Annotated in this window: 19 protein-coding genes; 14 read left to right on the top strand and 5 right to left on the bottom strand. The window is 68.2% G+C overall.

What is annotated here, in order from left to right; all coding sequences use genetic code 11:
- Positions 1-38: 38 nt before the first annotated feature.
- Both QTH90_RS13140 and QTH90_RS13135 read right to left on the bottom strand, forming a co-directional pair.
- Entirely contained in the window at positions 39-1,412 is a 1,374-nt protein-coding gene (locus QTH90_RS13140) for a sensor histidine kinase (RefSeq protein WP_286664985.1), read from the bottom strand.
- The gene (locus tag QTH90_RS13135) at positions 1,409-2,098 is read right to left on the bottom strand and encodes a response regulator transcription factor (protein WP_286664984.1); all 690 of its coding nucleotides are present in this window, start codon (positions 2,096-2,098) and stop codon (positions 1,409-1,411) included. Before QTH90_RS13135 ends, QTH90_RS13140 begins: the two co-directional genes overlap by 4 nt.
- Positions 2,099-2,181: 83 nt before the next feature.
- On the opposite strand from QTH90_RS13135, the gene QTH90_RS13130 reads away from it, so the two are divergent.
- The 6 genes from QTH90_RS13130 (at position 2,182) to QTH90_RS13105 (ending at position 9,205) form a co-directional block, all read left to right on the top strand.
- Positions 2,182-3,450 (top strand): TolC family protein, encoded by a 1,269-nt coding sequence (locus tag QTH90_RS13130; RefSeq protein ID WP_286664983.1) that lies wholly within the window; start codon positions 2,182-2,184, stop codon positions 3,448-3,450.
- Positions 3,447-4,643 (top strand): efflux RND transporter periplasmic adaptor subunit, encoded by a 1,197-nt coding sequence (locus tag QTH90_RS13125; RefSeq protein WP_286664982.1) that lies wholly within the window; start codon positions 3,447-3,449, stop codon positions 4,641-4,643. The genes QTH90_RS13130 and QTH90_RS13125 overlap by 4 nt, the downstream gene beginning before the upstream one ends.
- On the top strand, positions 4,640-7,741 hold the full coding sequence (locus tag QTH90_RS13120) for an efflux RND transporter permease subunit (protein WP_286664981.1): 3,102 nt from the start codon (positions 4,640-4,642) through the stop codon (positions 7,739-7,741). Before QTH90_RS13125 ends, QTH90_RS13120 begins: the two co-directional genes overlap by 4 nt.
- Before the next feature lie 38 nt (positions 7,742-7,779).
- Complete coding sequence (locus QTH90_RS13115) at positions 7,780-8,058, top strand: acyl carrier protein (RefSeq protein WP_286664980.1); 279 nt, start codon at positions 7,780-7,782, stop codon at positions 8,056-8,058.
- A 52-nt stretch (positions 8,059-8,110) separates the two neighbouring features.
- Positions 8,111-8,305: a heavy-metal-associated domain-containing protein gene (locus tag QTH90_RS13110; RefSeq protein ID WP_286570423.1), complete on the top strand. Its 195-nt coding sequence runs from the start codon at positions 8,111-8,113 to the stop codon at positions 8,303-8,305.
- 144 nt (positions 8,306-8,449) lie between these two features.
- On the top strand, positions 8,450-9,205 hold the full coding sequence (locus tag QTH90_RS13105) for a TIGR04325 family methyltransferase (protein WP_286664979.1): 756 nt from the start codon (positions 8,450-8,452) through the stop codon (positions 9,203-9,205).
- Between the two features lie 18 nt (positions 9,206-9,223).
- Here the strand turns inward: QTH90_RS13105 and QTH90_RS13100 are convergent, their stop codons facing one another.
- Positions 9,224-10,378, bottom strand: a complete 1,155-nt coding sequence (locus tag QTH90_RS13100) for a YcjF family protein (protein ID WP_286664978.1) — start codon at positions 10,376-10,378, stop codon at positions 9,224-9,226.
- On the opposite strand from QTH90_RS13100, the gene creB reads away from it, so the two are divergent.
- Together creB and creC are read left to right on the top strand one after the other, a co-directional pair.
- Complete coding sequence (gene creB, locus QTH90_RS13095) at positions 10,272-11,009, top strand: two-component system response regulator CreB (RefSeq protein WP_286664977.1); 738 nt, start codon at positions 10,272-10,274, stop codon at positions 11,007-11,009. The genes QTH90_RS13100 and creB overlap by 107 nt on opposite strands.
- On the top strand, positions 11,006-12,445 hold the full coding sequence (gene creC / locus QTH90_RS13090; RefSeq protein ID WP_286664976.1) for a two-component system sensor histidine kinase CreC: 1,440 nt from the start codon (positions 11,006-11,008) through the stop codon (positions 12,443-12,445). Before creB ends, creC begins: the two co-directional genes overlap by 4 nt.
- Here creC and QTH90_RS13085 read toward each other — a convergent pair.
- Together QTH90_RS13085 and QTH90_RS13080 are read right to left on the bottom strand one after the other, a co-directional pair.
- The gene (locus QTH90_RS13085; RefSeq protein ID WP_286664975.1) at positions 12,439-13,044 is read right to left on the bottom strand and encodes a hypothetical protein; all 606 of its coding nucleotides are present in this window, start codon (positions 13,042-13,044) and stop codon (positions 12,439-12,441) included. The genes creC and QTH90_RS13085 overlap by 7 nt on opposite strands.
- 66 nt (positions 13,045-13,110) lie before the next feature.
- Complete coding sequence (locus tag QTH90_RS13080) at positions 13,111-15,492, bottom strand: penicillin-binding protein 1A (protein WP_286664974.1); 2,382 nt, start codon at positions 15,490-15,492, stop codon at positions 13,111-13,113.
- Positions 15,493-15,818: 326 nt separating this feature from the next.
- Here QTH90_RS13080 and QTH90_RS13075 point away from each other — a divergent pair, with 326 nt between their 5' ends.
- From QTH90_RS13075 to QTH90_RS13050, 6 genes are all read left to right on the top strand, one after another.
- Positions 15,819-17,885 carry a VIT and vWA domain-containing protein gene (locus QTH90_RS13075; RefSeq protein ID WP_286664973.1) on the top strand — a complete coding sequence of 689 codons (2,067 nt, stop codon included), beginning with the start codon at positions 15,819-15,821 and terminating at the stop codon, positions 17,883-17,885.
- A 12-nt stretch (positions 17,886-17,897) separates the two neighbouring features.
- Positions 17,898-18,830, top strand: coding sequence for an exosortase Q (xrtQa, locus tag QTH90_RS13070; protein WP_286664972.1), 933 nt, complete (start codon positions 17,898-17,900; stop codon positions 18,828-18,830).
- Complete coding sequence (xrtQb, locus tag QTH90_RS13065; RefSeq protein WP_286664971.1) at positions 18,811-19,383, top strand: exosortase Q subunit 2; 573 nt, start codon at positions 18,811-18,813, stop codon at positions 19,381-19,383. The genes xrtQa and xrtQb overlap by 20 nt, the downstream gene beginning before the upstream one ends.
- A 7-nt stretch (positions 19,384-19,390) precedes the next feature.
- Positions 19,391-20,671, top strand: a complete 1,281-nt coding sequence (locus QTH90_RS13060) for a biosynthetic peptidoglycan transglycosylase (RefSeq protein ID WP_286664970.1) — start codon at positions 19,391-19,393, stop codon at positions 20,669-20,671.
- An 87-nt stretch (positions 20,672-20,758) separates the two neighbouring features.
- Positions 20,759-21,871 (top strand): ABC transporter ATP-binding protein, encoded by a 1,113-nt coding sequence (locus QTH90_RS13055; RefSeq protein ID WP_286664969.1) that lies wholly within the window; start codon positions 20,759-20,761, stop codon positions 21,869-21,871.
- 76 nt (positions 21,872-21,947) lie between these two features.
- On the top strand, positions 21,948-23,219 hold the full coding sequence (locus QTH90_RS13050; protein ID WP_286664968.1) for an ABC transporter substrate-binding protein: 1,272 nt from the start codon (positions 21,948-21,950) through the stop codon (positions 23,217-23,219).
- The last annotated feature ends 1 nt before the right edge of the window (position 23,220 follow it).

Here is a 23,220-nt window from a genome sequence, read left to right as displayed (position 1 = left end):
TCCGCGGGATTTCTGGCGAGGCCGGCAAGACGGCTGCGTCAGGCTGGGGGGAAGGCTACGCTGACTCTCAGGCCGCCTTCGTCCGATGCCTTTGCGAAGGCTAGTTCGGCGTCGAGCAGCTTTGCGTAGCGGGCGACGATCGCGAGTCCGAGGCCCGCGCCCTGTCCGAGCTTCTGGCCGGCAGGGCCTTGCGCCCAGCGCTGCATGAGGTCGCGCTGCGCCTCGGGCGGGATGCCGGGGCCGTCGTCGACCACGGCCAGCGTGCGGCCCGCCAGTTCGATGGTGATGGTGCGCCCGCCATAGCGCAACGCGTTGTCGATCAGATTGTCGAGGATGCCCTCGACCAGCGCGGCGTTCGCCTCCACCGTCACGGCCTCGTCGAGGCCTAGCGCCCCCAGATCCACCCCTTGCGCATCGGCGCGCGCCAGATGCCGCAGCACCGCCTGCTGCGCCAGCTCATCCAGTCGCAGCGCCTCGCGCTGCAGGCCCGTGCGCCCTTCGTCGGCCAGCGCGAGCGCCAGCAGTTGATCCACCAGGTGGCTCGCACGCGCCTGGCTCACTGCGATGCTCTCCAGTTGTTCGCGCCAAACCGAAGGCGAATGCTGCGCCAGTCCATAGTCCGCCAGCGCACGAATGCCGGCGAGCGGCGTGCGCAGCTCGTGCGCGACGTTTCCCGCGAACTCCCGCTGCGCCGATGCGCTTTGGGCCAGCCGCTCCAGCAGCGCGTTGAGGGTGTCGCCCAGCTGTTCGAGCTCACGCGAGCTTCGCGCCACGGGCACGGGCGCGAGGTCGTGGGCATTGCGCTGTTCCAGCGTCTGGCGCAGTTCGCCGAGCGGTTGAAGCTCGCGTTGGATGCCGCGCCACAACCATGTCGCCAGCAGCGCGAGCAGCACGAACTGCGGGGCCAGCGAATAGATCAGCAAGCGCTCGACGAGCACCGCGCGGGCCCGCGTGGTCTGCGCGATCACCACGCGGTAGGCATTGGGCGCATCGTGGTTCAGCACCACGGCGCGCAAGTCCTTGCCCTGGTAGGTGACGCGCGAGAAGCGGTAGCGCGCGCCTTCCTCCGGCTGAGGCGCCTGCAAGCCCGCATGCCCGGCGAGCAGCGATCCGTCGGGCCGCAGCACGGCGAAGAACACGGTCTCGGACTGGTCGAACAGCACGCTGTTGACCTCGCGCGGCGACAGCAGCAGCTCGATGTCGCGCTCGCCCGCCTGCACGTTGGCCGACACGGCATAGGCATCGTCCAGCATCCCGCGATCGAAGGCCTGCTCGGTGAAGTAGTTCGCGACCACCAGCGCCACCGCCGTGCCCACCAGCCAGGTCAGGGCCAGCGGCAGCAGCACGCGCCGCAGCACGCGCGCGGTCAGCGAGGGCGCGGCGGCAGCGCCCGCCGTCGCGCGCGCGTTCACACGTCCGCTTCCAGCAGATAGCCGATGCCGCGCAAGGTGCGGATCACCGCGCCGCTGCCGACCAGCTTCTTGCGCAGGCGGGAGATGAAGGCCTCCAGCGCGTTGTCGCCCAGCGACTCGTCGAAGGTCGACAGCTTGTCCGACAGCTCCCGCTTGCTGATCGTGCGGCCCGGGGGGCTCATCAGTTCCCAGAGCACCTCGAACTCGCGCGCAGGGAGGTCGAGCGGAACGCCGCCGATCGCGAAGCGCCGGGCCCGGCGATCGAGCCGCAGTTGGCCGAGCAGCGCGATGTCCTCGGTGCCCTGCGCACGCCGCACCAGCGCGCGAAGCCGGGCCTCGACCTCGGCCAGGTCGAAGGGCTTGCCGAGGTAGTCGTCGGCGCCGGCATCGAGGCCGGCGATGCGCTCCTCGGTGCGGTCGCGGGCCGTCAGCACCAGCACGGGGGTGCGGTCGCCGCGTGCACGTGCATGGCGCAGCGCGGTCAGCCCGCTCGCGAGGCCGCTGGTCGGGCTGGCCGTCGCGGGCAGGTTCAGGTCGAGCAGCACCGCATCGAAGCGCTGCACGCGCCAGAGGTGGTCGGCTTCCTCGACGCTCGCGGCCACATCGACGCGGTGGCCCGCGTCCCCAAGGCTGCGCAACATCACGCCGCGCAGCACGGCATCGTCTTCGACCAGGAGGATTCGCATGGGTTGGACAAGAAAAAAGGTACGTGTTTTTACAACATGCGAGGGTCAGCACGCCGTCAGTACTTCGCCGCGATAAACGGCCAATGAGGATACGACAGCGGGCCGCTTGCGCGGCCTTTTTCATGGGCGCCGTGCTGATGGCGCAGGCGTGGGCGCAGGCCTCGCAACGCCAGCTCACGCTCGATGAGGTGCTGCGTGCGGCGCGCGACAACCCCGATGTGATGCTGTCGCGCCAGTCCCTCGCCGCGGCTCGCGCCGACGTGCTGGCCGCCGACCATGCGCCGCCCCCGCTGCTCACCGCCAAATCCAGTTCGATCGACCTGCAGAACGGCGTCGGCGCCGGCGACATCGGCCGCAAGCGTGTCGACAATTCGCTCGGCATCGACTGGACCTGGGAGCGCGGGGGCAAGCGCAGCGCCCGCACCACGGCGGCCGAGCGCGCGGCCGACGCGGCGCTTGCCGATGTCGACGACGTGCAGGTGCAGCAGTTGATCGCGGCGGGCAACGCCTTCTTCGATTTGCTCGGCGCGCAGGAGCGCATCGTCGAAGTGAACGCCGTCGAACGCAGCGCCCAGCAGCTCTCGGATGTTGCGGCGCGGCGCGTCCAGGCCGGCGACCTGCCCGCGCAGGAAGCGGCGCGCACCGCCATCGAGACACAGCGCAGCCGCGTCGAACTGCGTGCGGCCGAACTCGACCGCGAGCGCGCGCAGATTTCCCTCACGCAATTGCTGGGGCCGGGCGCCGCGGTCCGAGGCCTGGCCGCCAGCGCGGACTGGCCCGCGCTCGCCCTGCCGGGGGACGACACCGACCTCGATGCCCTCGTCGACGCGCGCTCCGACGTGCGCGCCGCGCAGGCACGCGTCGCGTCCACCGATGCCGCGCTGGCTGCCGCGCAGGCCCAGCGCAGCGCCGACGTCGTCTGGGGCGTCTCGCTCGACCGCTACCCGGGCACGTCCAATCGCCTGCTCGAAGTACGTGCCGTCGTGCCGCTGCATTGGGGCTACCAGTTCGAGGGCGAGATCGGCCGCGCCCAGGCCGTCTACACGCAGGCGCAGGACGCGCTGGCCCGCAAGCGCTACGACGCGAAGCTGGAGCTCCAGCGCCTGCGCGACGAGGCCGAGGCCAATGCGCGCCGGCTGCAGATCTTCGAGAAGGACATCCTCGCGAGCGCACGCCAGGTCGCCGAGAACGCCGAGCTGGCCTACCGCAAGGGCGCGATGTCGCTCAGCGACCTCCTCGATGCGCGGCGCACGCTGCGCGCCACCCAGCTCGATGCGATCGCCGCGCGCGTCGATCACGCCAAGGCCGCATTGGCCTGGCGCCTGCGAACCCAACCCATGCCCACGCCATGAACGCCCTTCTCCCCTCGCCCCTGCGCCCGGTGCTGCTCGCCGTGCTGGCCGCGTTGACGCTTGCCGGCTGCGTCGATCGCAACGCGCCGGTCGCCGAGGCCGAGCCGCCGTCGCCGATCGTCCAGAACAACCAGATCCGCTTCGCGCCCGACCATCCGCAACTCAAGCTGCTCACGCTCACGGCGGCCGCGCCCGGCAAGAGCGTGCGCACCGAGCTGCCCGCACGCCTGATCTGGAACGAGGAGCGCACGCAGCGCATCTACGCGCCCTTCGCCGGCCGGGTCACCGCGATCAAGGCCGACATCGGCCAACCGGTGCAGCCCGGCACGGTGCTCGCCCAGCTGGCGTCGCCCGATTTCGGCATCGCGCAGGCCGACACCGCGAAGGCGCAGGCCGACGTGGCATTCGCACGCAAGAACCTGCAGCGGCAACGCGAACTCTTCGACGCCGGCATCGTCGCGAGGAAGGACCTCGAACAGGCCGAAGCCGACGCGGCCCGCTCGCAGGCCGAGGTGGCGCGCGCCGGTGCACGCACCGCGATGTACGGCGGCGGCGGCGGCGTCAACCAGCGGCTCGCCATCCAGTCGGCCATCGCCGGCGCGGTGGTGGAACGCAATCTCAATCCCGGCCAGGAGCTGCGGCCCGACCAGTCGGGCATCGGCGTGCCGCCGCTCTTCGTGGTGAGCGATCCGACCTCGCTCTGGGTGCAGATCGATGCGCGCGAGTCCGAGGTCGCCACGCTGCGGCCCGGCGCGGTCTTCCAGCTCAAGGTGGCCGCCCTGCCCGGCGAGGACTTCGAAGGCTACGTGACGGCGACGGCCGACTTCATCGATCCCTCGAGCCGCACCATCAAGGTCCGCGGCATCGTGCGCAACCCCGAGCGCAAGCTGAAGGCCGAGATGCTCGCCACGGCGCAGTTCGAGCGCATGCTGGGGTCGGGCGGCGTCGTGGTGCCGGCATCGGCCGTCATCCTCCGGGGCGCCCAGCATTCGGTGCTGATCCAGGTGCAGCCCGGCGTGTTCGAGCCGCGTGAAGTGCGCATCGGCTATTCGGGACCGGCGGAGATCGTGCTCTCCAGCGGCCTGGAGGTCGGCGAGATGGTGGTGAGCGAGAACGCGCTTCTCCTTGCGCGCGAGTTGCGCCAGGCGCAGGACACGGCCGCCGCCAACGTGGCCGGTGCGGGCAAGCCATGAAGCGCCTGATCCAGTACGCGCTTCATCAGCCGCTCTTCATCGTGCTGGGCACGCTGCTGTTCGCGCTGGCGGGCGTGGTCGCCTTCAAGAATCTCTCGGTGGAAGCCTTTCCCGACGTGACGGACACGCAGGTCACGGTGATCGCGCTCTATCCGGGCCGCGCGGCGGAAGAGGTCGAGAAGCAGGTCACCCTGCCGATCGAGGTGGCGCTCTCAGGCCTGCCCAACGCGATTCGCGTGTTCTCGCACACGCAGTTCGGGCTGTCGTTCACCGTCGTCACCTACGACGACGCGGCCAAGGTGCAGGAGGTGCGCCAGCAGGTCAACGAGCGCCTGCGCGGCGTTGACCTGCCTGCGGGGGTAGACGCGGACATTGCGCCCAACGCCACGCCGGTCGGCGAAATCATGCGCTATCGCCTGCGCGGCGACGGCCTCTCGACCACGGAGTTGCGCAGCATCGAGGACTGGACCGTCGAGCGCCAGTTGCGCCAGGTGCCCGGCGTCGCCGACGTCGTGGCGATGGGCGGCTTCATCAAGCAGTACGAAGTGCAGCCCGACCTCGACAAGCTGCGCGCGTACAAGCTCAGCTTCCAGAACCTGCTCGACGCGCTGGGCCGCGGCAATTCGAACGCGGGCGGCAGCTACGTGGCACAGGGCGCGCAGCAGTACGCGATCCGCGGCATCGGCCTGCTGCGCTCGGCGGACGACATCGGCCGCATCGTGGTGTCGGCGCGCGGCGCCACGCCGATCCTCGTGCGCGACGTGGCCAGGGTGGAAGTCGGCGCGGTGCCTCGCCTCGGCACCGTGGGCCAGGATCTCGACGACGACGTGGTCACCGGCATCGTCGTCATGCGCAAGGGCGAGAACCCGAGCGTCGTGCTCAAGGGCGTGAAGGAAAAGATCGCACAGCTCAACGAGCGCGGCATGCCGCCCGGCGTGCAGATCGTGCCCTTCTACGACCGGACCTGGCTCATGGGCAAGACGCTCGCGACGGTGTTCCGCAACCTGGTCGAAGGCGCGCTGCTGGTGTCGCTGGTGCTGTACCTGTTCCTGTCGAACCTGCGCGCCAGCCTCGCCGTAGTGGCGGTGATCCCGCTGGCGCTGCTCGCGACCTTCCTGGGGTTGAAGATCATGGGCGTGCCGGCCAACCTGCTGAGCCTGGGCGCGATGGATTTCGGCATCATCGTGGACGGCGCGGTGATCGTGATCGAGAACATCATGCATCGCCTCTCCCAGAAGCCGGAGACGATGAGCGAGGACGAGCGCCGCAGCACCATCGTCGATGCAGCGACCGAGGTCGGGCGGCCCACGCTGTTCTCGATGCTGATCATCATTGCGGCGCACATCCCCATCTTTGCGCTGCAGCGGCACGAGGGGCGCATCTTCCAGCCGATGGCGCTGTCCGTCACCACCGCGCTGATCGGCTCGCTCGTGTTCTCGCTCACCCTGGTGCCGCTGCTCGCTTTCCGCATGCTGCGGCGCAAGCTGCCGCATGGCGACAACCGCGTGGTCGCGGCCAGCAAGCGCTTCTACGCACCGGTGCTCGACTGGGCGCTGGCCCATCGCACGAAGGTGGTCGCCATCGCGCTCGGCGTGTTCGCGCTGGCGCTGGTCGCCGCGTCGCGGCTCGGCTCGGAGTTCCTGCCCGAGCTCAACGAAGGCACCATCTGGGTCAACCTGCGGCTGCCGGCCAGCGTCTCCAACGACGAGGCCGCGCGCATCCTGCGCAACGTGCGCAAGGCGCTGCTCACCGTGCCGGAAGTGCGGACCACGGTCTCCAAGGCCGGCCAGCCCGAGGATGGCACCGACCCCAAGACCATCAGCATGGCGGAGATCTTCGTCGACGTGAAACCCACGGACGAATGGCGCAAGGGGCTCACCCGGGAGCAGCTCATCGACGAGATGGATCGTGCCGTCTCGGCGCTGCCCGGCATGGAGCCCTCTTTCTCGCAGCCGATCCGCGACAACGTGCTGGAGTCGATCTCCCAGATCGACGGACAGATCGTCATCAAGGTGTCGGGCGACGACCTCGGCGTCCTGCGCCGCATCACGGAGTCGATCGAGCACGAGGTCAAGCAGGTCCCCGGCGTGTTCCGCGCCGAGATCGACCGGCTCGGCGACCTGCCGCAGCTGGTGGTCGACATCGACCGCGAGCGCGCCGCCCGCTACGGACTCAACGTGAACGACGTGCAGGACGTGATCGAGGCCGCGCTGGCCGGCAAGTCGGCCACCTACCTCTGGGAGGGCGAGCGCAAGTTCTCGGTCGCCGTGCGGCTGCCGCAGGCGCGCCGCGCCATCGCGACGCTCGGGGCCACACCGATCGCCACGGCCGACGGCAACTACACCACGCTCGGCGCAGTGGCCAACATCCGCGAGACCAGCGGCGCCATGAACATCGCGCGCGAGGCGGGGCGCCGCACGATGGCCATCGGCATCTTCATCAAGGACCGCGACATGGGCTCGGTGGTGAAGGACATGCAGGCGCGCGTCGCCCAGAACGTCAAGCTGCCGGCAAGCTACACCGTCGGCTGGTCGGGCGAGTTCGAGAACCAGGAGCGCGCGATGTCGCGGCTCGCGGTGGTCGTGCCGATTTCGCTGCTGTTGATCTTCGTGCTGCTCTTCGACGCCTTCAAGTCACTCAAGATGGCTTCGCTGATCCTGCTGAACGTTCCGCTCGCGTTGATCGGCGGATTCGTGGCGCTCTACGTGCTGGACATTCCGCTGTCGGTCTCGGCCGCCATCGGCTTCATCGCGCTCTCGGGCCAGTCCGTGCTCAACGGGGTGGTGATGCTCTCGGTGTTCCAGCAGTTGCGCAACGAAGGGCTTGGCGTGCTCGAGGCCGCGCGCGAAGGCTCGATGCAGCGCCTGCGCACCGTGCTGATGACCGCATTGCTCGCTGCCCTGGGCCTGCTGCCCATGGCGCTGTCGCACGACATCGGTTCGGAAACCCAGCGGCCGCTGGCGATCGTAGTGATCGGCGGCCTCTTCACCGCGACGCTGCTCACGCTGGTGGTGTTGCCCGCGCTCTACGTCGCCTGGTTCGCACCGAGATCGAAAGCCGCACCGGGCGCCGTGGCGGCCTCCGAGGCCGCGACATGAACGCACGATTCGCCCTCAGCCCGAAGGAGATTCAGACCATGAACTCGCCGACCTTCAACACCATCGCGACCATCCTGGAGAACGACTTCAACCTGCCGCGAGACGCACTGCGGCCCAGCGTGGCCCTGGATCAGCTCGGCCTGCAGCCGCTCGACCAGCTGGAGCTGGTCTTTGCCGTCGAGGACGCCTTCCGGCTTCGCATTCCCGGCGCCATGCTCGATCCGCGCCATGGCTGCATCACCCTGCAGCGCCTGTGCGAGGTGGTCGAAGGCACGCACGCCCATCTTTCGCCCCAGCGCCCCCTCGCTGGACATTGACATCGTGAGAAGGTTCAAACTGGCGGCTCATTCATACGAAGGAGCAACCACGATGAGCCAGAAGTTCCAGGTCACGGGCATGAGCTGCGGCCATTGCGTCAGCATGGTGGAGCAGGCAGTACACACCATCGATCCGGAGGCGCAGGTCACGGTCGACCTCGAAACCGGCCACGTCGACGTGCTGAGCGGACACCCGCGACAGGACATCATCCTGGCAATCGAAAACGCCGGCTACAAAGCGCAATAGGAGCGCTCCGGCAAGCCGTCCCGGCATTTAAAACTCGAAGGAATGTGCGAAACGATTCAAATAGTTGAATACTTTGTGTTTCAAAGTGCAAAATGCGTAGGCAATTCACATTGACACCAAAGGGGTCCCATGCTGTCGAGTCTGATGCCCTCTTCCGTTCGGGAAGCGGCGTACCGCCGCAAGTTTCTGGAGAACCGTGAAGAGAACCTCTTCATGGGCTCCTACGAGAGTTTTGCCGCCGCCGAAGCCAACGCGCCGCCGAGCAAGGCGGTCGGCTACGACAACGCCGAGGCGGCCAAGACGCTCTACAGCCATCAGCTCTACTTCTACGACTACCCGGGCCTGTTCTGGCTGAGCCGCGCGCTGGAAGAAGGCATGCGCAGCGTGTTCGACCTGGGCGGACACGTCGGCATCAAGTACTACGCGTTCCGCCGCGTTCTGCCCTTTCCGAACGACCTGCGCTGGACCGTCTGCGACGTGCCCGGCGTGGTGCAGACGGGGCAGGACCTGGCTGTGCAGCGCGACGCGACGCACCAACTGGGCTTCACCACCGACTTCCACGACGCCACGGGCTATGACGTGCTGTATGCCTCAGGCAGCCTGCAGTACCTGCCCCTGCGCATCTCCGAAATCATCGCCACGCTGCCGATCAAGCCCCGGCGCATCGTCATCAACACCGCGGCAGTGCATGAGGAGAAGACGCTCTACACGCTCAACAGCATCGGCTTCGCGGTCTGCCCCTACCGCATCCAGCACTACGACGCGCTGCTGGCCGAACTCGCCGAGGCCGGCTACAAGCGGCGCGATGCCTGGCGCAACGAGGGCAAGCCGATCGAGGTGCCGTTCGTCGAGGGCGGGGACAAGGCGTTCTATGCGGGGTGCTGCTTCGATCTGCACTGAGCAGCCTGCAGCGTCGCTTCAGGCGCCGCGCACCATCGACAGGATCTTCCCCGCATCGAGCGAGCGCGCCTTGTCCTGCATCGCAGGCAGGTAGCGCGACTGGAGCCCTTGCGCCTCCTGCGTCACGTTGGCGAAGGTGTCCTTCAGCATCTGCGTCGACAGCGTGCGGCCGCCTGCGTAGTAGCGCTTGGCGACGTGGCCTAGCGCATAGGTGGTCGCGAAGCTCATGCCCGAACTCACGGCCTGCTTGCCGACGCCGCGCAGCAGACCGCCGCCGACCTTGCCCAGCAGCCCGCCGAGCAGCTTGCGCCCCGCCTGTTCGAGGTACTGCGAGGTCAGGCCCACGCCGACCGTCGCGAGAAAGTCCTTCACGTGGCCGCTGTCGAGCTGATAGCCGTAGGCCTGGCCGATGCGGTAGACCAGCTTCATTTGCAGCGGAATGATCGCCATGGTCGAGAGCGTCTCGGGCAGCAGTTCGAGGGCGCCGTTCAGGATGGCGGCGTTGAGGATCGCCTGGTCGAGTTCCGCGTCGGGCACCGTCGAAGCGGCCTTCGGGCTACCCGCCGAGACAGGCGCGGGTACCGGAGCGGGCACGGCCGCCGACGCCAGCGATACGGCGGCGATGGCCTCGGCCTCCTGGCCGAACTGATGCGCCGCCGGCGTGTCGAGCTGCAGCGCAGTACGCACCTTTGCCAGGAACGTGCGCTCGGCTTCCGACTGCGTGCCGTCGGCATCGCAGACGCACACGGCCATCTCGTAGGCGAGCTGCCGGGCCTCTTCGCTCTGGAGTTGCGCAGCCACGTCGGCCAACGCCACACGCTTCATCAGCACGTCCTGGTACAGCATCGGCAGCTGCACGCCGTCGGCCTGCGAGAGGCCTTCGGCAATGCGCTTGATCTCGGCGCGCTCGCGCTCGTGCTTCTCGCCGTCGACGAAGGCGGCCAGCAGGCTCAGCGTGACGATGGATCGGGTTTCGGATGGGCTCATTGAACACGTTCCTCCTGAATGCTCGGCCCCGTTCGTTTCCTTCTCGGCGCAAAGGTTCCGGCCCGCTACCATGCGGGCCATGCTCGCCCACCCGCGGATCCTCATCGCCGAAGACGAATCCGGCATCGCCGACACCCTGCAATACGTGTTGCGGACGGACGGCTTCGTGCCCGTGTGGTGCCCCACCGCCGAGGAGGCGATCGCGCAGTTCACCGCCGAGCCACCGGCACTCGCCATCCTCGACGTGGGCCTGCCCGACATGAACGGCTTCGAGCTGTTCAAGCGACTGCAGAAGCTGCCGTCCGGCGCCGAGGTGCCGATGCTGTTCCTCACGGCACGCAGCGACGAGATCGATCGCGTGGTCGGCCTCGAACTCGGCGCGGACGACTACATCGCCAAGCCTTTCTCGCCGCGCGAACTCGTGGCCCGCGTGCGGAGCATCCTGCGGCGCAGCGGAAGGACCGGGCAGGCGCCGGCAGCGACGCCCACCGTCGCCCCCGGCACGCCGCCGCCGATGCCCTTCGCGCTCGACGCCGACCGCATGCAGATCCGCTATTACGGCCGCCTGCTCGAACTCTCGCGCTACGAATACGGGCTGCTGCGCCTGATGGTCCAGCGCCCGGGCCGCGTGTTCACGCGAGACGAACTGCTGAGTCTGGTCTGGGACGAGGCGAGCGACAGCTTCGACCGCACCGTGGACGCCCACATCAAGACACTGCGCGCCAAGCTCAAGGCCGTCGCGCCCGAGGTCGAGCCGATCCGCACGCTGCGCGGCACCGGCTACGCGCTCAACGAAGAGCTGCCGCCGAGCGTGTGACCCGAAGAACCCGCATCTTCGTCGGCATCCTGCTGATCTACACGGCGGGCATCGCCTTTCTGCTCTACCGCGTCGTCGCCGACATCGACCCGCGCTACCGCGAATCGGCCGAGGAATCGCTGGTCGAGACTTCGCAGCTGCTCGCCAGCCTGATCGAGCAGGACGTGATCGCCGGCGCGATCAACACCGCGCGGCTGGAGCCGCTGTTCCGCTCCGTCTACGCGCGCCAGTTCTCGGCGCAGATCTACAACCTGCACAAGAGCCACGTCGAGCTGCGCGTGTACGTCACCGACCGCAACGGCCGCGTGCTCTTCGACTCGATGGGCCGCAGCACCGGCGCCGACTACTCGCAACGCAGCGACGTGAGCCGCTCGCTCGCCGGCGTGTACGGCGCGCGCACCTCGCGCGACATCTCGGGCGATCCGCTGACCTCGGTGATGTACGTCGGCGCACCGATTCGCTGGGACAACGAGATCGTCGGCATGGTCAGCGTGGGCAAGCCGGTGCAGAGCTTCGGCCAGTTCGTGCAGGATGCGCGCGCGCGCACGCTGTGGGTGGGCGTGGGCTCTGCCTTCGCTCTGCTGGTGCTGGCGATCATCGTGTCCATCTGGCTGGTGCGGCCCTTCGGGCTGATCTCCGACTACTTCGGCTGGCTGCGCAGCCAGCGCGACCTGAGCCTCTCGCGCATGGTGCGCCGCGCGGTGGATACGCTGCGCAGCGGCGTGCACGAGATGCGCGATGCGCTCACCGGCCGCAACTACGTCGCCGACTACGTGCAGACCTTCACGCACGAGATCAAGAGCCCGTTGTCGGCGATCCGCGGCGCGGCCGAACTGATCCAGGAGCCTTCGATGCCGCAGGCGGAGCGCGAGCGCTTCCTCGGCAACATCGCGCACGAGACGCAGCGCATCCAGGAGATCGTCGACCGCATGATGGAGCTCACCGCGCTCGAGACGCGACGTGCGCTGGAACGCAGCGAGAACGTCGCGCTCGCGCCGCTGCTGCAGGACGTCGGAGCCGGCGCGCAGGCCGCTGCGGCCGCCCGCGACATCCGCATCAACGTGGTCATCCACAACGAAGCGCGCGTCGAGGGCGACCCCTTCCTGCTGCGCCGCGCGGTGAGCAACCTGCTCGACAACGCTATCGATTTCTCACCCTCCGGCGCCGAGGTGCTGCTCGCGCTGGAGACGAGTTCGCGTCAGGCCCGGATCAGCGTGCGCGACCGCGGCAAGGGCATTCCGGACTACGCCAAGGACAAGGTGTTCGAGAAGTTCTATTCGCTTGCGCGCCCGCACAACCAGAAGAAGAGCACGGGCCTCGGCCTCGCCTTCGTGAAGGAGATCGCGACGCTGCATCGCGGCCGCGTCGAACTGGCGAACGCACCGCGCGGCGGCGCGCTCGCCACCCTCACGCTGCCGCTGCTCTCACATCACTGACCGATCAGCGCGCGGTAGGCATTGCGCGTCTGCGGGCTCACCGCGTCGAGCACCTGCTGGTACGAGGTCTTGTGCCGCGCCAGCAGCCGTGCCGAGGCGACCGTCCTCGACTTGCAGAACCAGTGGCAGGTGTGCTGCATGAGAAAGAGTTCGGCCGACATGGCGAAGGCCTTGGCCTTCGCCGAGCGGCCCGCATTGTTCTTCATGACTTCCGTGATGCCGCGCGCGTGGATCGCGAAGGCCTTGCGCAGGTCGAAAGTGGCGCCCGGAAACAGCCGGTGCGCGAAGGGGATGGCCACCGGGAACTTGCTCACGCGCGTTTCCGATTCGGCGACCTGGGAGAACTCGGTGGTGAAGCTGTCGAACTGCGCCGAGAGCTTGGCCTCGGTGGTGTCGAGCAGCGCCCAGATCTGCTCGCGGCGTGCGGGGTCGTCTTCGCCGAGGCAGCGCAGGTAGCCCTCGGTGAGGTTCTCCATCAGCTTCTCGATCTGGTAGTTGCCCAGATGGCGCCCCAGGAGCGCGATGCGCTGCTTCTGGTCGTGGGACTTGAGCATGTAGGCGCCGATGACGATCAGCGCCATCAGGGTGAGAGATTCCATGACTGCGTTCGGGGAGGGGGATGTGGAGTGTAGATACCTGCCGACATCCCTCCTCCGCGAAGGCTGCTACCTGAAGAAATCAAGAATCCGACTGCGTTCCTCAGGCTCCGCCGGCGCACCCACGGATGCGCCCGCCAGCGCCTCCACCGGCAACGGTGCAGGCGTGTCGACACCCAAGGTCGCGACACCGCGCCCCGGCCCGAAGTCGTCGAAGTACCACTCGCCTTCGACATTGAGCACGCCACCCGGCACCGCGGGCTCGCTCACGGGCACGCCCTTCAGCGCGGTCTGCATGTAGCCGGTCCAGATCGGCAGGCTCAGGCTGCCGCCGGTCTCGCCGCGCACGCCCAGTTGGCGCGGCGTGTCGTAGCCCACCCAGGCGACGCCGACCATCGTCGGCTGGAAGCCTGCGAACCAGGTGTCGATCGAATCGTTGGTCGTGCCGGTCTTGCCGTAGAGGTCGTCGCGCTTGAGCGCCTGGCGTGCCTTCGCGGCCGTTCCGCTCTTCACCACGCTCTGCAGCAGCGAACTCATGATGTAGGCGTTGCGCTGCGGAATGGCGCGCCTCGATTCGTCGAGCACCGGCGGTTCGGTCTCCAGCAGGACCTTGCCCTTCATGTCGGTGACGCGCGTGACCAGGTAGGGATTGACGCGATAGCCACCGTTGGCGAACACCGAATACGCGGCCGCCATCTGCATCGGCGTGACCGAGCCGGCGCCCAGCGCCATCGGCAGGTTCGCCGGATGCTTGTCGCGGTCGAAGCCGAACTGGGTGATCCAGTCCTGCGCATAAGAGGGGCCGATCGACTGCAGCACGCGGATGGTGACCGTGTTCTTCGATTGCTGCAGCGCGCGCCGCAGCGAGATCGGTCCCTCGTAGGTGTTGTCGTAGTTCTTCGGCTCCCACGGCTGCCCGCCCGCACCCGCCTCGAAGGACAGCGGCGCATCGTTGACGACCGTGGCCGGCGAGAAGCCCTTCTCCAGCGCCGCCGAATAGATGAAGGGCTTGAAGCTCGAACCCGGCTGCCGCCACGCCTGCGAGACGTGGTTGAACTTGTTCTTGCCGTAGTCGAAGCCGCCCACCAGTGCCTTGATGGCGCCGGTGCGCGGGTCCATGCCGATGAAGGCGCCTTCGACCTCGGGCAGCTGCGTGATCTCCCAGGTGTCCTTCGGCGTCCTGGCGACGCGGATCACCGCACCGCGACGGATCTTGATGGCCGGCGCCGCCTTGTCTGACAGGCCCGACTGCGCGGGCTTCAGGCCTTCGCCAGCGATCTGCAGCGTCTCGCCGTTCGCGCGCACCGCGGTCACTTCCTTGCTGCTCGCCTGGAGCACCACGGCCGAGATCACGTCGCCGTTATCGGGGTGGTTGGCCAGTGCGTCGTCCACCGCCTCGTCGAGTTCCTTCGGGTCGCTGGGCAGGTCCACGACCTGCTCGGGGCCGCGATAGACCTGCCGACGCTCGTAATCCATGATGCCCTTGCGCAGCGACTTGTAGGCCGCCGCCTGGTCAGCCGCGACCAGCGAGGTCTGGACCTTGAGGCCGCTCGTGTAGATGCTGTCGCCGTACTGCGCATGCATCATCTGGCGCACCGTCTCGGCCACGTACTCCGCGTGCAGGCGGTTCGGGTCGGCGGCATCGCGCAGATGCAGTTCTTCCTTCCGGGCATCGGCCGCCTGCGCGGCGGTGATGAAGCCGGTTTCCTCCATGCGGTCGATCACGTAGAGCTGGCGCGCGCGTGCCCGGCGCGGGTTGCTCACGGGGTTGTTGGTTCCCGGCGCCTTCGGCAGCCCGGCGAGCATGGCGGCCTCCGCGATCGTGAGGTGCTGTAGCGGCTTGCCGAAGTAGGCCTCCGAGGCGGCCGCGAAGCCGTAGGCGCGATTGCCCAGGTAGATCTGGTTCAGGTAGATCTCGAGGATCTGGTCCTTCGTGAGCTGCTGTTCGAGCCGCATGGCGAGCAGAATCTCGTAGGTCTTGCGGCTCAGCGTGCGCTCCGAACTCAGGAAGACGTTGCGCGCGACCTGCATCGTGATGGTGGATGCGCCCTGCTGCCTTCCGCCCTTGAAGCTCGCCAGCGCAGCGCGCACGAAGCCCTTGTAGTCGACGCCACCGTGGTCATAGAAGCGCGCATCCTCGACGGCGAGCACGGCGTCCTTCATCACCTGCGGAATCTCCGCGAAGGGCGTGAGATTGCGGCGCTCCTCGCCGAACTCGCCGATCAGCTCGCCTTCGGCCGAGTAGACCCGCAGCGGCAGCTTGGGCCGGTAGTCGGCGAGATCGGAGACGCTGGGCAGCTTGGGGTAGATGGTGACGGCCGCGATGCCGCCGGCAATCAGCAGGACGAGCGCGCCCGTCGCGGCGGCGGCGCCGCCCCACAGGGCGACGCGACGCAGCCGGATCGACCGGTCCGGGCGCGCAGGCGCGCTGGAAGATGTTTTCTTGGACATGGCAAATGAGGGATCGACGCGGGATAAAAACGAAGGAAATCCCATGGCGGATGGGCATACTTTGCTATCAATTGAATAGCGTCGTCGACCCAGGTAGGAGCGTCACCGCCACCTCGAGTTCCCCGCCGGAATTGCATAAGGGATGAAGCCCTAATACTCCGGGAGCGAACCGAAGCCAGTGTGAAGTCTTCCACAACCCGACTTCACACAGACTTCACACAACGCCGCCCACTTCGAACAGGCTTCCTACTGCCTTCTCGGCAGCCCGTGACATTGGCTCCCGTGCACCGTTGCACGACACCCTTCGAGGGAAGAGGACCCAAGTCATGGAAAGCTCCATACCCCGCCCGGGCCGCTGGCTCTGGCTCACCACGCTGGGCCTTGCGGCCACCGGCTTCTTCATGCTGATCGCGCGCCCGGTGCATGCGCAGGAAGCGCCGGGCCCGCGGCTGAAGACCGAGAGCCCCTACTTCTTCGTGAAGAGCGACGACCCGGACACGGACCGCCTGCCGCTCAAGGGCACGGAAGTGGACGTGAAGATCTCGGGCGTCATCGCCGACGTCACCGTCACGCAGACCTACCGCAACGAAGGGAAGCGCGCCATCGAGGCCCGGTACGTGTTCCCCGGCTCGACCAGGGCGGCGGTCAGCGGCCTCAACGTGCGGCTGGCCGACCGCCTCATCACCGCGCAGATCCGCGAGAAGGCGCAGGCACGCATCGAATACGACAACGCGAAGAAGGAAGGCAAGACCGCCGCGCTGCTCGAACAGCACCTGCCCAACGTGTTCCAGATGAACGTCGCCAACATCCTGCCGGGCGACGACGTGAAGGTGCAGTTGCGCTACACCGAGCTGCTCGTGCCGCAGGGCGGCAACTACCAGTTCGTCTTTCCGACGGTGGTGGGGCCGCGCTACAACAGCCCGCAATCGCAGAACGCGCAAGCCGCCTGGGTGGCGCAGCCGGTGCTGCGCGCCGACGTCGCGCCCGGCACCAGCTTCAGGCTCAAGGTCGCGCTGGACACGCCGCTCGGCATCCGGGAAGTCCGCTCGCTCACGCACGCCATCGACGTACGCCAGCGCGACGGCAACGAGCATGCCGACATCGCGCTCGCCCGCAGCAGCGAGCCCGCGGACAACCGCGATTTCGTGCTCGACTACCGGCTCGCCGGCGAGCGCATCGAGTCGGGCCTGATGCTCTACAAGGGCCAGGGCGAAAACGCCGAGAACTTGTTCCTCGCGATGGTGGAGGCGCCGAAGTCGGTGGCCGCGAGTGCCATCTCGCCGCGCGACTACATCTTCGTGGTGGACATCTCGGGCTCGATGCACGGCTTTCCGCTCGACACGGCCAAGGTCGTGCTGGAGCGGCTCATCGGCGGCCTGCGACCCAGCGACACCTTCAACGTGCTGCTGTTCTCGGGCAGCAACCGCATGCTCTCGCCGCACTCGGTGCCGGCCACGCGCGCCAACATCGCTCAGGCACTCGCCACGATCCGCAACTACAACGGCAGCGGCAGCACGGAGCTGATTCCGGCGCTGAAGCGCGCCTATGCCGAACCCAAGGCCGAGGAGGTCTCGCGCACGATCGTTGTGGTCACCGACGGCTACGTCACCGTGGAGCGCGAAGCCTTCGAGCTGGTGCGCAAGAACCTCTCCAAGGCCAACGTGTTCGCTTTCGGCATCGGGTCCTCGGTCAACCGGCACCTCATGGAAGGCCTGGCCCGCGCCGGCATGGGCGAGCCCTTCGTCATCACCGACCCGGTGCAGGCGCCCGAGCAGGCCGCGCGCTTCCGCCGGATGATCGAATCGCCCGTGCTCACCAGCGTGAAGGCGCGCTTCGAAGGCCTCGACGTGTACGACGTGGAGCCCGCGGCGCTGCCCGACGTGCTCGGCGAGCGGCCGGTGATCGTGTTCGGCAAGTGGCGCGGCGAAGCCAAGGGCCGCGTCGTGATCGAGGGTCGCGGCGCCGAAGGCCCCTACCGGCAGGAACTCAAGGTGGACCCGCACATGCTCCAGGATGCGGCCGCGCTGCGCAGCCTGTGGGCACGCCATCGCATCGCGAGCCTGAGCGACCAGGAAGCGCTGGAGGGCGGCGACTCGCTCAGGCAACGCATCACCGATCTCGGCCTGCGCTACAGCCTGCTCACGCAGTACACGAGCTTCATCGCGGTGGACCAGGTGGTTCGCAACGCGGCGCCGCAGAACAGCGTCGGCGTGGATCAGCCGGTGCCGCTGCCCAAGGGCGTGAGCGAGCTGGCTGTCGCCCAGAGCTTGGGCGCCGAAGTGCCGAGCACGCCGGAGCCCGAGACGCTGGGCGCGATCGCTGTTGTGCTTTCGATGCTGGCGATGCTGCGCCGTCGCGCACGCCGCAACGATCCACGCCGCCTGACTTCCTGAGGACGCATCGCCATGTCGCTTGCTCTCCTCGCACGCACGCATCCCCGGGTCATCGACTGGGGCATCCACCTCGACCGCGCGCCGGCTGCCGGATGGCTCGCGCTGCAGGCCGCCGCGCTGACGCCTGTGTGGATCTGGATGGCCCAGCGCATGCGCGATGGTTCCGACGATCCGCTGGGCCGGCTCGCGCTCGCGGCGCTGGCGCTACTCACGTGGACGCTGCGGCGCGAACTGCGCCCCGCGCCGCGTCTGGGTTGGCTTGCGCTGGCAACCGTCGGCACACTCGTTGCCACGATGCTGCGCACGGGTGTCGGTCCACTGCCTTCGCTGCCACCGCTTGCCGCGAGCCTGCTGGCGGTGCTCGCCTTCGCCTGCTGTCTGCTCGCCTTCCTGCCGCGGCGCGTGGCCGCGCTCCCTGTGGCCGGCCTGGCCGTGCTCGCATTGCCGCTGCTGTCCTCGCTGCAGTTCTATGCCGGCTATCCGTTGCGCGTGATCACGGCGGAAGCCAGCCGATGGCTGCTGGCGCCCGGCTTCAGCGTGTCGCGCGAAGGCAGCAGCCTGCTGGTCGACGGGCAACTGGTCATCGTCGACGCGCCCTGCTCCGGCGTGCAGATGGTGTGGCTCGGCTACTTCACGGCCTGCGTCGTCGCGCTCTGGGCGGGCCGCAACGATCGCGGCTTTGTCGCGCGCCTGCCGGTCGTCGGCCTGCTGGTGCTGGGCGGGAACATCGTGCGCAACAGCGTGCTGGTCGCGTTCGAAGCCGCAGGGCATGCACCCGCGCCCTGGCTGCACGACGCATTCGGCCTCGTGCTGCTCGCACTGGTGTGCGGCGGCATCGCGCGCGTCATGGGGTACGACCCGGGTTCCCGGCAAGGCGCGGAGAGCGCCGTCATCCCGGGCCTGATCACTTCCGCAGGAGGCCGCCGTGTCGATACCGCTTCTTGACCGCTGGCTCGCCAATCGCTTCGTCAACCGCATCGCGCACAAGGCGGCTTTCGCCCTGGTCATGCTGCTGTGCGTGATCTGGTCGGCGGCCTCCGCGCTGCATCAGCCACGGCCACCCGCCGCCGCAACCGTCTTCGAGGAATGGCCGAGCGAGTGGGACGGCGTGCCGCTGCGTCCCCTGGCCCTCAGCGAAGTGGAGCAGCGCTTCGCCAGGCAGTTTCCCGGCGCGATCGCGCGCATGACCGATGGCGAGCAGATGCTGGTGCTGCGCCAGGTCCACGCACCCACCCGTATGCTGCACCCGGCCGCCGATTGCTACCGCGCCCTCGGCTACGGCATCGCGCAGGCCCGCCTGGAGCGCGACGTGCATGCCCGGATGTGGCGCTGTTTCGTCGCTGAACGCCACGGCGCACAAAAAATGCGCGTCTGCGAGCGCATCGTCGACGCCCAGGGGGATGCTTTCACCGACACTTCAGCCTGGTACTGGGCGGCCGCCAGCGGCCGGTCGCACGGACCGTGGCAAGCTGTGACCCTGGCGAGACGGATCGAGTGAGAGAGACTTGTTAAAAAAAGCGCTGCTTTACCTGCTTTTCGCAACCCTGGCCCTGGTGCTGACGGCGGGCGTCGCCGCGTACCTGATCGTGCGGCTGGCCCTGGCGCCCGGCCCGGACGAGTGGCCCGCCCGGGTCAAGGTGGGTCCCGTTTCCATCGACGTCGGCGTGCCGACCGCCATCCGGCTGGCCACCTCCTCGTGGTTCGCCCCCTGGATCGCGGGCCGCACCGTCAACACCGACTTCGGCCCGGTGCGCTTCGGCTGGAGCGAACCCACCGGCACCCTCGAACTGCAATGCGCCCCCTGCAGCGCCACGGTGCCTGCGCTGGGCGAGGCGCCCATCCGGCTCGAACGCCTGCGCGCCACGGTGCGCCGCGATGGCGGTGCGCTGGGCGGGACGCTCGAAGCCTTCCCGCCCGGGCCCATGTCGGCCACCACGGATGGCGCGAGCGACGGGGTGCTGCGCGCGCAGTGGAGCGGCCGCCTCACGCAGAAGGCCCTGCAACTCAACATCAACGCGGCGGACGCGCCCATCACGCGCTGGTATGCCGTGCTGGCGCCCGGCCTTCCCGAACTGCAACGCGGGCGCATCACCGGCACCTTCGGGCTGCACGCCCAGGTCGCGCTGCCCGCCCGCACCTTCACGCTGCAGCCCCGCATCTCGCAATTCACCGTCGAAGGGCTGGGCACCGAGGCGATGCTCAATGCACGCAGCAGTTGCGGCGCACCAAGCCGGCTCACGAACGAGAGCTGGCTCGCCCGCTCCGTCATCGCAGCGGAAGACCAGCGCTTCTTCACCCATCCCGGCTACGACCTCGCCGAACTCGTGCCCTCGCTCGAAAGCAACCAGAAGGCGGGCCAGGTGGAGCGCGGCGCCAGCACCCTCACCCAGCAGCTCGCCAAGCTGCTCGTGACCGGCGGCGAGCGCAGCGCCGACCGCAAGCTGCGCGAACTGCTCTACGCGGTCGAGATGGAACAGACGCTGGGCAAGGCCCGCATCCTCCAGCTCTACCTGGACAACGCCCCCTGGGGCCCCGACCTGTGCGGTGCCGAAGCCGCCGCGCGCCGCTACTTCAAGCGCGGCGCCCGCAACCTCGAACCGGCCCAGGCCGTCTGGCTCGCCGCGATGCTGAACAACCCCAACGCGGCGATCGAGAAATGGCAGCGCGACGGGAACATCGATGCCGCGCGGGCCAAGACGGTCGCGGAAGGCGTGCGCGGCATCACCAAGCCGCAGCGCGACGCCTTGCTCCGGAACGTCGCGACCGCGCATTTCGCACCACCCTGACGCGGCGCCCCGTACGCACCAATTCGGAGCATCGACCGGCCTGCCAGCCCCCGGATCGCTGGCACATGTCTTGCACCAGCAGCATCAATGGATGCTGTCACCGCCCTTCCGCCCGCAGCCGTTGAAATCGTTGCACTGAGCAAGTGCTACGCCGCCGGTGCGCCTCCCGCCGTCGACCAGATCGACCTGCGCATCGCGAGCGGAAGCTACTGCTGCCTGCTCGGCCCCTCCGGCTGCGGCAAGAGCACGACGCTGCGCATGGTCGCGGGGCACGAGTCGGTGTCGGGCGGCGACATCCTGCTCGACAACCGCAACATCACCAACTTGCCGGCCGCCGCCCGCGGCACGGCGATGATGTTCCAGAGCTTCGCGCTCTTTCCGCACCTCTCGGCGCTCGACAACGTCGCCTTCAGCCTCAAGATGAAGGGCGCCTCGAAGAGCGAGCGCCACCGCCGGGCGAAGAACCTGCTCGACCGCGTGGCGATGGGGCACCTGGCCGAGCGCAAGCCCGGCGAACTCTCCGGCGGCCAGCAACAGCGTGTGGCACTGGCCCGCGCGCTCATCACCGAGCCGCGCGTGCTGCTGCTCGACGAGCCGCTCTCCGCCCTCGACCCCTTCCTGCGCATCCAGATGCGTGCCGAGTTGCGCCGCTGGCAGAAGGAACTGGGCCTGACCTTCATCCACGTCACGCACTCGCAGGAAGAGGCGATGGCGCTGGCCGACACGATGGTGGTGATGAACCACGGGCTGATCGAGCAGGTCGGCTCGCCGCACGAGGTCTACAACCACCCCTCCAGCGAGTTCGTCGCCCGCTTCATGGGCGGGCACAACGTGTTCGCCCTGCATGACGGGCTGGTCGCGGTGCGCAACGATCACATGCAGATCGCCCCGGCCACGGGCGCGGTCGGCGAGGTCGGCATCCCCGCCCATGTGACCGACGTCGAATACCAGGGCACCTACGTGCTGCTCGGCCTCCGGCTCACCGGCGAGCGGCCGGAGCGCAGCGGGGTCTCTGTGCTGCTGTCCGAAAAGGCCTTCGTCACGCGCAGCTACGCAGTCGGCGACAGCGTGCGGCTGACCTGGGCCGAGGCCGACGCCCGCAGGCTCGGACCCGGCGCGACGCGGCCCCATGGCACCACCAACGGCACGCCGTCGCCGCGATACGAGCCGCTCGCGGCACTGGCCGCGATGGCGTCCTGACCTGCGCCGCGTGCCCCGTCCTCCCGGCTTTTTCCCTCCACCCCTTTCTTCATCACTGCCTCCCAGGAGACCTGCCATGTCCAAAAAAACCGAATCGACCTCCACCGGCGTGCAGCGCCGAACGCTGCTGCAGGGCACCGCGGGCATCCTGGCGACGGGCGTGTTCCCCGCCATCCATGCGCAGGAAAAGATCGTGCTGCGCTACCTTGGCACCGCGGTCAACCAGGACAAGGCGATCGCCGAGAAGTTCAAGGCCGACACCGGCATCGAGATCCAGTACGTGGCCGTGACCACCGATGACGTCACCAAGCGCGCCGTGACCGCGCCCAACAGCTTCGACCTGATCGACACCGAGTACTTCTCGCTCAAGAAGATCGTGCCCACGGGCAACCTCAAGGGCATCGACACCAAGCGCGTGAAGAATGCCGACAAGATCACCTCGCTCTTCACCAAGGGCGAAGTCGCCGGCAAGAAGGTGGGCGACCAGGGCACCGCGCCGATCAAGGTGATCTTTCTCGAAGGCGAGAAGAGCAAGGCCTTCGCCAAGTCGCCGACGCAGTTCATGTCGCTGATCCCGACCACCTACAACGCCGACACGCTGGGCATCCGGCCCGACCTCATCAAGCGGCCCATCGGCTCGTGGGCCGAGCTGCTGAACCCGGAGTTCAAGGGCAAGGCCGCGATCCTGAACATTCCGTCGATCGGCATCATGGATGCGGCGATGGTGGTGGAGTCCAAGGGCATCCACAAGTACGCCGACAAGGGCAACATGACCAAGGCGGAGATCGACCTCACGATCAAGACGCTGATCGAGGCCAAGAAGGCCGGCCAGTTCCGCGCGCTGTGGAAGGACTTCAATGAGTCCGTCAACCTCATGTCCTCGGGCGAGGTGGTGATCCAGTCGATGTGGTCGCCGGCCGTGACGGCCGTTCGCAGCAAGGGCATCGCCTGCACCTTCCAGCCGCTGAAGGAAGGCTATCGCGCCTGGGCCTCCGGCTTCGGCCTTCCGGCCACGCTCTCGGGCAAGAAGCTCGACGGCGCCTACGAGTTCATCAACTGGTTCCTCGACGGCTGGGCCGGCGCGTACCTCAACCGCCAGGGCTACTACAGCGCCGTGCTGGAGACGGCCAAGGCCAAGATGGAACCGTACGAGTGGGCGTACTGGATGGAGGGCAAGGCCGCGACGCAGGACATCAAGAGCCCGCAGGGCGACGTGATTGCCAAGGCCGGCGCGGTGCGCGACGGCGGTAGCTACGAGCAGCGCATGGGCGGCATCGCCTGCTGGAACGCCGTGATGGACGAGAACGAATACATGGTCCGGAAGTGGAACGAGTTCGTCGCGGCATAGC

The sequence above is a fragment of the Variovorax flavidus genome, assembly GCF_030317145.1.
GTDB classification, from domain to species: Bacteria; Pseudomonadota; Gammaproteobacteria; order Burkholderiales; family Burkholderiaceae_C; genus Variovorax; species Variovorax flavidus.
This window is presented reverse-complemented; position numbering and strand designations above follow the sequence as displayed.